Below are 10,026 nucleotides of genomic sequence, written 5' to 3' on the forward strand. Positions count from 1 at the left end.
GGTTGCGGACGGTAGCGACCTACTCCGACGCGGCCAGTAGTGCGGCGGCCGCGGCTGATGCGCAAAGTAACGCGGCCAACGTTGCCACGGCGGCGCTACGGGCGACGGATGATGCGTTGGCAACCGTCAACCAGCAGTTGGTGCAACTGGCGGTGGATGAACTCCGGGAACGGGCCACGCAGCAGCAGCTCGCTTTGGGGGGGATGCAACGTGCCAACGAGGTATACACCGCAGCTTTGGCCGACCAGGCGGCATTAGAGTCGGCCGCGGCGGACAACGACCTGGCGGTGCAAGCCGCACGCACGGAAACAGCCACTCTGGGGCGGCGGGTGGACGAGACCCGATTGGCCTACTACCAGGATCAGGCGGCGATGTTGGCCGCAAAGCTAGGTGTGGGCGAGCCCTGCCCGGTGTGCGGGAGCACGGAGCACCCGCAGTTGGCGACCGCGACAGCGACGGTCGACGTGGCCGAGCTGGACGCAATGCAGGAACAGTTACGGGGCTAGAGGCCCATCAAGCGGCGGTCGAAGCGGATGGCAGGCAGTTGGCGACCCGGTTGCAGCAATCCGAGGAGCACCGCAACCAGGCCGAGCAGCAACTAGTAACGGCGGTGAACGGGGCACAGGTCTTTGATTTACCTAAAGTTGCTGACGGCACCGCCGCACAGTCCGCAGTGCAAAGCGCCGTCCAGATGACGCAACGGACTAGCGAGCAGCTGACTGCCGAACAGCGTCAGGAGCGGCAGTTATCCGCCCGGGTGACGGTCCTCACGACCCAACGTGAGCAACAAGCCGCTGCGGTCACCCAGCTACCCGGGTGGCGGCTGACGCCGAGACGGCGCGACAGGTGGCTCAGGCGAACTGGCAGCAAGCCGTAGCCGAGTTGCCGGATGGCGTGGGGGACATCGACGCAGTGACGCGTGAGCAGCGGCAGTTAACCGCGGCCGTGGCTGAGTACGACCGGGCCGTGACGGCAGCTACGAGTGCAGCGAACGCGGCGGCAGCGACGCTCAACCAGCGTCAGGGCGAGTTGACCAGTCAGCGGAGCGTTGCCAGCAGTGCCACCGCAACTTTGGGCCAAACGACCGAGCAACTGTCCGCGCTGGTGCGTGAACACTATGGGCAGGACGCGTCCTCCGAAATGATGGCAGCGGACTTGGCTGCGGTGGCGCAATTACCGCGGTTACGGGCTGAGGAGCAGCAGTACCGGGAGCAGGTTGCGCGCGTGGCGGGGATGCTGGCGGACGCCGAGACGGCGATTGGTGACCGCACGGAGCCGGATGTCGCCACAATCGAAGCGACGACTGCTACCGAGACGCAGCGGGCTGAAGCGGCCCGGACGGAGCACCACGACGCCCAGAGCCGGTTGGAGCGTAACCAGCGGCGGTTGGCAGACATTCGCCAGCGTCTGGAGCGCAGGGGGCCGAGCGTAAGCGTCTCAACGAGTTGAGTACGTTGGTCGCGGCTTTTACCGGCAATAACCCAGCTAAGATGGGGTTGGAGCGGTATGTTTTACGCGCCTACTTTACGCGGGTGTTGGAGCAGGGTACGCTCCGACTACAGGAGTTAACGCGGGGTCGGTACGCTTTCCGGTTGAGTGACGACCAGGGGGGGACCGGGAACCACACGGGCCTGGAGATTGACGTGTATGATGATCAGGTTGGGGGGACCCGGTCGGTTCAGACTCTGTCAGGCGGTGAGAGTTTCATCGCGGCTTTGTCATTGGCTTTGGCGTTAGGCGAGGTAATTCAGGAGGAAAGTGGCGGCATTGCATCGATGCTTTGTTTGTGGATGAGGCTTTGGCTCGCTGGATCACGACAGTCTGACGATGGCGCTGGAGGCGCTGGAATCCATTGAGGGCCACCGGACGGTTGGTATTATCAGCCACGTGGAGCAGTTGCAGGATTCGGTGGCCGACCAGTTACGAGTAACGGCTGACGGGACGGGCCACAGCAGCATCAAAGTGGTGCACAAGAATCGGTAGGCTCGTTTATATTGGCAATCGTTGCTGGTGTTTGCTAATAAAAGAGTTATAATGAGGGAGTACTAACCAAACATCATAACTGTGGTCGCCCGAATGGAGCGACGTTCCGACCGACAATCCGGCTCGCAGCTACGATTCTAATGGGGTGTATTGGGGGCGACCCGGATACGCGCTATGCGAAAAGAGGCGAGAATGATGGCAGGAAAGCTCAGTAAAGAACAGCGTAAGGCGTTGATTCAGAAGGCAGAAGAGGACCGTTCAAAACATCCTCAGAAGCAATCTGGTCAGTCAGGTTTCGCGGCAATCGACGCGGAGGCCGAGAAGTTGGAAAATGCAAACAAGTAGTATGTAGGATGAAGCGAACCAGGTGTTGCCATATGGGGTGGCACGGGTTCGTTTTTTTTAGTTGGAGTGGGTGCTTTGCATCGTACTCTGACTTAACTATAGGCGGCTGTGTAAAGCACCGCCGGGAGACTGTGGTGCTTAGTGGTTTAATCGCGGTCAGAATGAGTAAGGGATAACCTAATCGGGTTTGTAGTTGTATGAGCAGTTGATCAGTAGTCACCGACAAGTAACTTTTTCTCTACAGAGGAAATAAAAGGCTTAATTGCTATTTTCAGACCGCTCCGCAAAGCGGTCTGTGGAGCGCAAATTTCCACATTGCCTAATAATTAAAAAAATAGGATTTAATTTTTCTAATGGTCAGCTAACGGTTCCTTGCAAATAAAACGATTCGTTTTTTTAATGTTTAACGCCTTTAATGCTATTGTCGTACAAGTTCGTTGTGATTGTGCAAAACAGTACGAGCAAATTTGGGTTAATTAAGCTTCTGAATTGTCGCGCGATAAATAACTGTCAAATTATGGTGTAATCATCAACTTGGTTTTTAAGCGGGAAGTATCAGACGTTCATGAAAAGAACTAAGCGCGTTAAGCCAACAAAAACCGACAATTGTCTATCCTTGAGTAACTATGGTGTCATGACAGCAAGCAACGAATTGCTCAAATGAAAGTTGGCGGTTAATGGACTAGTGAAGTGGTTGCACAAACACCTTTATAAAACTTAATGTAATGTTACGCAACTTCATACAATTTGGTTGTTTACGTTGGCTGTAGGGTGTAATGTATTGGTGTGTAAGTAAGGGCCTCATCGTGATTTAATTAATGATTTTACGGGAGATGAGTATTGATGAAATTCAGGCGCACAAAGGGTTCACCAACTCCAGAAATTAAGGAGCGTGTGAAGATGTGGAAAGCTGGCAAGAAGTGGGTGTATGGCACCCTGTTCTTCTTGGGCATGACCACAGCAATGGGTACGCGCAGCAATACGGTCGCCGCTGCAGAGGAATCCAATGATACAACTACAGATACTAATGCCGATAGTAGTGCTAGTACCGTGACGCAGGGCAGTACGTATGCTTTGCATAATCAGGGTAGTAGTACTAGTTCGGTTTCTGACCAGACTGGTTCTTCCGCTAACAGCGGTGCGGATAGCAGCGCTGTTAGCGCGGATGCAACAAGTGCCGCTGATGACACGGTAAAGACAGATATAACCGGGGAAAACGCTGGCAGTGCCGCCAAAACGAGTAGTGCTGCCAGCTCCAGTGCTACGCAAAGTAGTGCCGCGAACCCTGATAACAGTGCTAGTGTTGCCAGAAAGGCTAGCTCGGCGGCCGCGGTTGGTAGCACGGCCAGTTCTGTGAGTGTAAGCCAGGCAAGCGCGGGCAGTAGCGCTTCCAGCACTTATAGCAGTGATTCAACCAGTAGTGTGGTTAGTGCGGCTTCAAGCGTGGTTACGTCCAGTGCGGCCTCGGAACAGCAAGACGTGAACGTCACGCAGTCGACACCAACAGACAGCGGGCAAACCAGCAAACTGACTCCCGATATCGGCTACAAGAGTATGCTGTCGGTTGCCGAAGTAGACGCGCTCAATGATACTGCGGACGATCCAACCACTGATAGTACAACGGGGACAGACCCGACGACTACGGACACGGCTTTGCCCGATGGGTTTAGCGTGAGCGACCCGGATTATCCTACCGGCGTGTACCACTACGCTGAGGATTCCGATTGGTACACTTTTGCCGAAATGGATACGTCGGCGGGCAAAGTTAGCTTTGCGATTGACCGCGCGACGCAAACCAAGGTGCAGATTGGCTTAGTGAGCGGTAGTGGGGACAACCTGACCATCGGCAGCACGCAGGAATTAACGAGTGGCCAAAAGGTGACTAATTTTGGCGGCTTTGCGTACATCTTTGACGATGGCGATTCCATGTACGTTGTGGGGAGTTTAACGTATATTTTCGACGTTATGCAGTACCCTAAAGGCGAAAAGACCTCGCAATACAGTGGCTTTGCCTTCTTTACCCCATTACAGCAGAGCCAGACCACAAATTATGTTGACCAAAATGGCAACGAAATTGCTGGTTCGGTGACGATGACCGGTTTGACCGGGCAAAAGTACGACACACAACCGTCCTCCGAAATCACTGGCTATGAGCCGACTGATTCTGGGAACACTTCAGGTACGATGTCGCCCTGGATGACTAACGGACAGACGCGTACCCAGACGGTTTATAACAGTGATGGGACTAAGCGCGGTACGATTACCTACACGGTAGTTGACGTTAATGCGGGGACCATTAGTTTTAATGCAACTCCCGCGAATAAAAACACTGCGTCAACTTCCGGAACGTTAACTTACGATGTTGATACCAAGACGGCCGGCGACCCAGGGAAAGCTTTCTCTGGCTACAATGTACCGAACCCCTACCTGCCGCAAACCACGAATATTACCTACACGTACAACGCTTCCGCCGTCAACTTAACGATTAAGTACGTGGATTCGTTTGGCAACACCATCAAGACAGACGATACGGTTTCCGCCAAATTTAATGAAGTTCAGGCCATTTCGTATCCACCAATTGATCATTACACGGTCAATGGTGACTACGCTGTGGATGCGACTAACAATCCGAAAACGTTCACGCCGACAACACTGGACGCTGACGCTAACACCATTACCCTCCACTACATCGGGGATCCAGCCACCCTGACGGTTGAGCACGTTGATCAAGATGGCAACGCCATTGGTACGGACACGACGCTCAACGGTAAGTACGGCCAGACACTGAACGTTGACGGTAGCGATGATAGTAGCTTTACCATTACTGGCTACGCAGGTCCCAACGCTACAGAAACGACGTTAACGGATGGGGACAATACCAATGTCCTGACTTTGACGTACACCAAGATTGGCGCGTACCACATCACGACGCCAACGGGTGTTACTTTGCCGACCGGAGTTCAGGCGACGACGACGTACACCATGACGGATAACAGCCCAGTCGCAGTGGCGACACCGACGGGCTACTACATTCCGTACCTGTTGGGTTACGCTCCCACGGCCAAAGACGCGCAGACGGGTACCGACATTGCGCTGACGCAGGTCGACCCGGACGACATCACCAAGGGCTACGTTGCCCCTGACGTGTCCGTGCTCGGAAACGACGACATCAACATTACGTACGGTGAGCAAGACGCACAGTACACGGTGCAGTACGTAAGTGCCAAGGATCAATCGGTCATTGCGACCGGTACCGCTTTGACCGGCCAGGTGGGGAGCAATCAGTCCGTCACTTTGGACATACCGGCCGGGTACATTTTGGGCTACAACCAGACCGATAGTCGGGTGAACTACGACAACACGTTAAGCCCGCTTTACGAAGCTGACGGCAAGACAATGAAAGTCGACGCCAATGGTCAGCCGATTGTGGCTCTGGCGGTCGTCGTGCCGGAGGGCGGCACCACGTACACGGTGGTCATTGATCCACTGACTTTGGTCGACGCCCCAACGAGCATAAAGTCACCGTATTACACGCGCACCCACCGGACGTTTACGCTCACAAGTACGGCCACAGTGCCGGCGAATGCACCAGAGGGAACTGATTTGACGGTGGACAACGGTCAGCAAAACGTTGAGTACACACGCGATTACTGGGTGGACACGTACGGTGGCAAGGGTGCGGCAGACACACCGCTGTACTATACCAGTTGGAATGCCCCGGATAAAACCACGCTCGATGCGCTCACCGTGCCAACAATTGATGGCTTTACGGCCACAATTACGTTGACCGAAAACCGTACGGGTCAGGGCGCAGAGTCCGGCAAGGATACGAATACCTATGCTGATGGCGACGCGCTGAACGCGGCGTTACAGGAAAACGTTGCGCAGTTTGTAGCCAATTCCGCTAATTCGGAAAGTTATGCGGAAGAAAGCGGCGTGACGGTCTATACGGACACGGTTACCGTCACCTACGTGGCTGAAGCCCAGACAGTTGTCGTTCAGCTGGTGGATATGACCAACCCAGACACGCCGACCGCGGTACTTGATGCTAACGGGAATCCCGTCGGTAATCTGACTTTCACGGGTACTAGTGGTGCCACTGTTGATTACGCCAGCCAGTCGCTGGCGGATAAGTTGTACCAGGCCGGTTATGTGCTGACTAACGACGGTACGCTGCAAGTCACCACGTATGACTATAACGATGCTGGCAACCAGACCGCGTTTTTGCAGTACACGAAGAACAACCAGTACACGGTAACGCCGCCAAACGGACAACCCGCTACAACAACGTACACGACGGATCCAGGTGACCCGACCAAAGCTACAGGACGGTGCCTGGGGTGCCAGGCTATACAGCGCAGCCCGTGGGTGGTACTTTGGCCAAACAGCCGGATGGCAGCTATATTTTGACGCCAACGGATCCGACGCAACCGGCGACGGTGACGTACACGGCCGATAACCAGACGGTGACGGTGGAGTTCGTTGCTGCTAGCGATGGGACGACTGATGTCAAGCCGTCAGTAACCATTACGGGTGCTAGCGATAGTAACATTGACTACACCAAAGATTCCGGTGGCAAGACAATTAACTACGTGGTTGATGGTTATACGCTGACGACTGATGGTCGTGATGCAACCACGAAGTTTGATGATGACGACGCGGCTGGTCAGACCGTGACTTTGAAGTACACGGCCAATGGCGACTACACGGTGACACCACCGAATGGCAAGCCAGGGACGCCGACGCAGTACACGACGGATCCTGGTGACCCGACGAAGGTGACGGGGACCGTACCAAACGTGCCAGGTTACACGCCAGAAGTAACTGGTGGTAGCTATAAACCAGTTGACCCGAATGATGAAACCAAGGGCTATACGTTAGTGCCAGATGACCCAGCGCAGCCGGCGACGGTGACGTATACGGCCAACGAACAGACGGTGACGGTGAAGTTCGTTGATGCAAGTGACGGGACGACTGATGTAAAACAATCAGTAACTATTACAGGTGATAGTGATAGCACCATTGACTACACCAAAGATAGCGATGGTAAGACCATTAATTACGTTGTCGACGGTTATACGTTGACGACCGATGGCCGTTCGACCACTACGAAGTTCGATGATGACGACACGACAAACCAGACCGTGACCTTGAAGTACACGGCCAATGGCGACTACACGATAACACCACCGAACGGCAAAGCAGGGACACCGGTGCAGTACACGACGGATCCCGGTGACCCAAAGAAGGTAACGGGAACAGTACCGAATGTGCCTGGTTACACACCAACATCGGACAATGGCACACTTACTAAGCAACCGGATGGTAGTTGGGTACTAATACCGACGGACCCAACACGACCGGCGAAGATTACGTATGCGGCTAATGAGCAGACGGTGACGGTGAAGTTCGTTGATGCCAGTGATGGGACGACTGATGTCAAGCCGTCAGTAACCATTACGGGTGCTAGTGATAGCGATATTGACTATACCAAGGACAGCGATGGCAAGACCATTAACTACGTGGTTGATGGGTATACACTGACGACTGATGGTCGCGCGGGTACTACGAAGTTTGATGATGATGATACGGCTAACCAAACGGTCACCTTGAAATACACCGCGAATGGCGACTACACGGTGACACCGCCAGATGGCCAGCCAGGAACACCAGTGCAGTATACGACCGATCCCGGTGATCCGACGAAGGTGACGGGGACCGTACCAAATGTGCTCGGTTACACGCCAACGTCAAATAACGGGACGATTACGAAGCAACCAGATGGTAGCTGGGTACTGACACCGACGGATCCGACGCAACCGGCGATGGTTACGTATACGGCCAACGAGCAGACGGTGACGGTGAAGTTTGTTAACGCTGGCGACGAGACGGTTGATGTCAAGGCGACGGTCACCATTACGGGTGCTAGTGATAGCAGTATTGATTACACCAAAGACAGTGATGGTAAGAGTATTAATTACGTTGTTGATGGTTATACGTTGACGACTGATGGTCGCACGGATACCAGTGAGTTTGACGATGACGACACCACCAACCAGACCGTGACTTTGAAGTACACGGCGAATGGCGACTATACGGTGACACCACCTAATGGCAAGCCAGGGACACCAGTGCAGTACACGACTGATCCTGGTGACCCCACTAAGGTCACGGGTACGGTGCCAAACGAGCCTGGTTACACGCCAGCATCGGATAACGGTACCATTACAAAGGAGCCAGATGGTAGCTGGGTACTGACACCGACGGATCCGACGCAACCGGCGATGGTTACGTATACGGCCAACGAGCAGACGGTGACGGTGAAGTTCGTTGACGGCAGTGATGACACGGTTGATGTCAAGCCGTCAGTAACCATTACGGGTGCTAGCGATGGCAATATTGACTACACCAAAGACAGCGATGGCAAGACCATTAACTACGTGGTTGATGGTTATACGCTGACGACTGATGGTCGTAAGAGCACCACGAATTTTGATGATGATACCGCCAACCAGACGGTGACCTTGGAGTACACCGCAAATGGTGACTACACGGTGACACCACCGAATGGCAAGCCGGGGACACCAGTGCAGTATACGACCGATCCTGGTGACCCGACGAAGGTAACGGGGACTGTACCGAATGTGCCTGGCTACACACCAACGTCAAATAACGGGACAATTACGCAACAGCCAGATGGTAGTTGGGTGCTGAAGCCGACAGATCCGACACAGCCAGCCACCGTTACGTATGTTGGTCAGGAACAAACGGTTAATGTTAACTTTCTTGACATGTATGACCGTAAATTAAGGGATACCGTTGTGCTCACGGGTGCTAGCGATGCGGTGATTGACTACAGTAGCATTGATAAGTCGATTAGCGGTTATGTGTTAGTCACTGATAGAACCAGCACTGTGCAAAACTTTGACCACGATATTGCGAAAAACCAAGATGTTAACTTGGTTTATTTCCCAACAGAAATTACGATTAAACCCGGAAGACCTGTTTATGGGAACCCGGCAATAACCGGACCAAAGGCGCCAGGAACTCCGATTGACCGGCTGAACCCCGATGGGCCGAAGTATCCTACGGGAGTTGACGATGACAGCCTGAATGGATCAGCTACAGAAACAATTCGTTACGAAAAGGCAGATGGTAGTAAGGTTTTCGACTCCTATACGCACACTATAACTTATAGTCGGACGGCGACGGTGAACATTGCGACGGGTGCCGTTACCTATGGTGCTTGGGTTGCGGACGGTAGTGATTCCTTCCAAGATGTAGAGAGTCTACCGCTAGATGGCTACACACCAGACCAAGAGGTGGTAAAGGCCGTCATAGACGACTCGGCGGTGGATGTTAACTTGGTGGTTTACTACTACCCAACGACAATGACGGTCGTACCAACGGACCCGAAGAGTCCAAATACACTCGTTGACCCGAAGAACCCAGTGGGGCCAAAGTACCCCGCGGGGGTGGACCAGGATAACCTGAATCGGACGGCCACGGAAACCGTGCGTTACGTCAACGGTAACGACGGTAGTAAGATGGCCGATTCCAAGACGGCCACCATCAACTACAGTCGCACTGCCACGGTAAACATTGTGACGGGCGAAGTCACTTATGGGGCCTGGAAGGCGGACGGTAGCGATACCTTCCCAGCCCTCGACAGTCCAACGGTGCCGGATTACACGCCGG

5 protein-coding genes and 2 pseudogenes are annotated in these 10,026 nt (G+C 54.0%); all 7 read left to right on the forward strand.

Translation table 11 applies throughout. The features are described from left to right. A pseudogene (locus tag JCM12539_RS13460) lies at positions 1-506 on the forward strand (hypothetical protein); the annotation flags it as partial. A 38-nt stretch (positions 507-544) separates the two neighbouring features. Then, on the forward strand, positions 545-877 hold the full coding sequence (locus tag JCM12539_RS11735; RefSeq protein ID WP_054651698.1) for a hypothetical protein: 333 nt from the start codon (positions 545-547) through the stop codon (positions 875-877). Next, positions 847-1,449: a hypothetical protein gene (locus JCM12539_RS11740; protein ID WP_156302194.1), complete on the forward strand. Its 603-nt coding sequence runs from the start codon at positions 847-849 to the stop codon at positions 1,447-1,449. The genes JCM12539_RS11735 and JCM12539_RS11740 overlap by 31 nt, the downstream gene beginning before the upstream one ends. 173 nt (positions 1,450-1,622) lie before the next feature. Then, positions 1,623-1,983 (forward strand): annotated as a pseudogene (locus tag JCM12539_RS15640) (SbcC/MukB-like Walker B domain-containing protein); the annotation flags it as partial. A 192-nt stretch (positions 1,984-2,175) separates the two neighbouring features. Then, on the forward strand, positions 2,176-2,328 hold the full coding sequence (locus JCM12539_RS13335; RefSeq protein ID WP_156302197.1) for a hypothetical protein: 153 nt from the start codon (positions 2,176-2,178) through the stop codon (positions 2,326-2,328). 843 nt (positions 2,329-3,171) lie between these two features. Then, positions 3,172-6,738, forward strand: a complete 3,567-nt coding sequence (locus JCM12539_RS11750) for a MucBP domain-containing protein (protein ID WP_082405522.1) — start codon at positions 3,172-3,174, stop codon at positions 6,736-6,738. Continuing rightward, positions 6,669-10,026 (forward strand): mucin-binding protein (locus JCM12539_RS11755; protein WP_439645143.1); only part of this gene is annotated, 3,358 nt, incomplete at its 3' end. The genes JCM12539_RS11750 and JCM12539_RS11755, both read left to right, overlap by 70 nt.

The sequence above is a fragment of the Lacticaseibacillus pantheris DSM 15945 = JCM 12539 = NBRC 106106 genome (genome assembly GCF_001311175.1).
Taxonomy (GTDB): Bacteria; Bacillota; Bacilli; order Lactobacillales; family Lactobacillaceae; genus Lacticaseibacillus; species Lacticaseibacillus pantheris.

Excerpts from the sequence above, each read along its gene's own strand:
- JCM12539_RS13335 (WP_156302197.1), top strand. The coding sequence starts at position 2,176 with ATGATGGCAGGAAAGCTCAGTAAAGAACAGCGTAAGGCGTTGATTCAG.
- JCM12539_RS11750 (WP_082405522.1), top strand. The coding sequence starts at position 3,172 with ATGAAATTCAGGCGCACAAAGGGTTCACCAACTCCAGAAATTAAGGAG.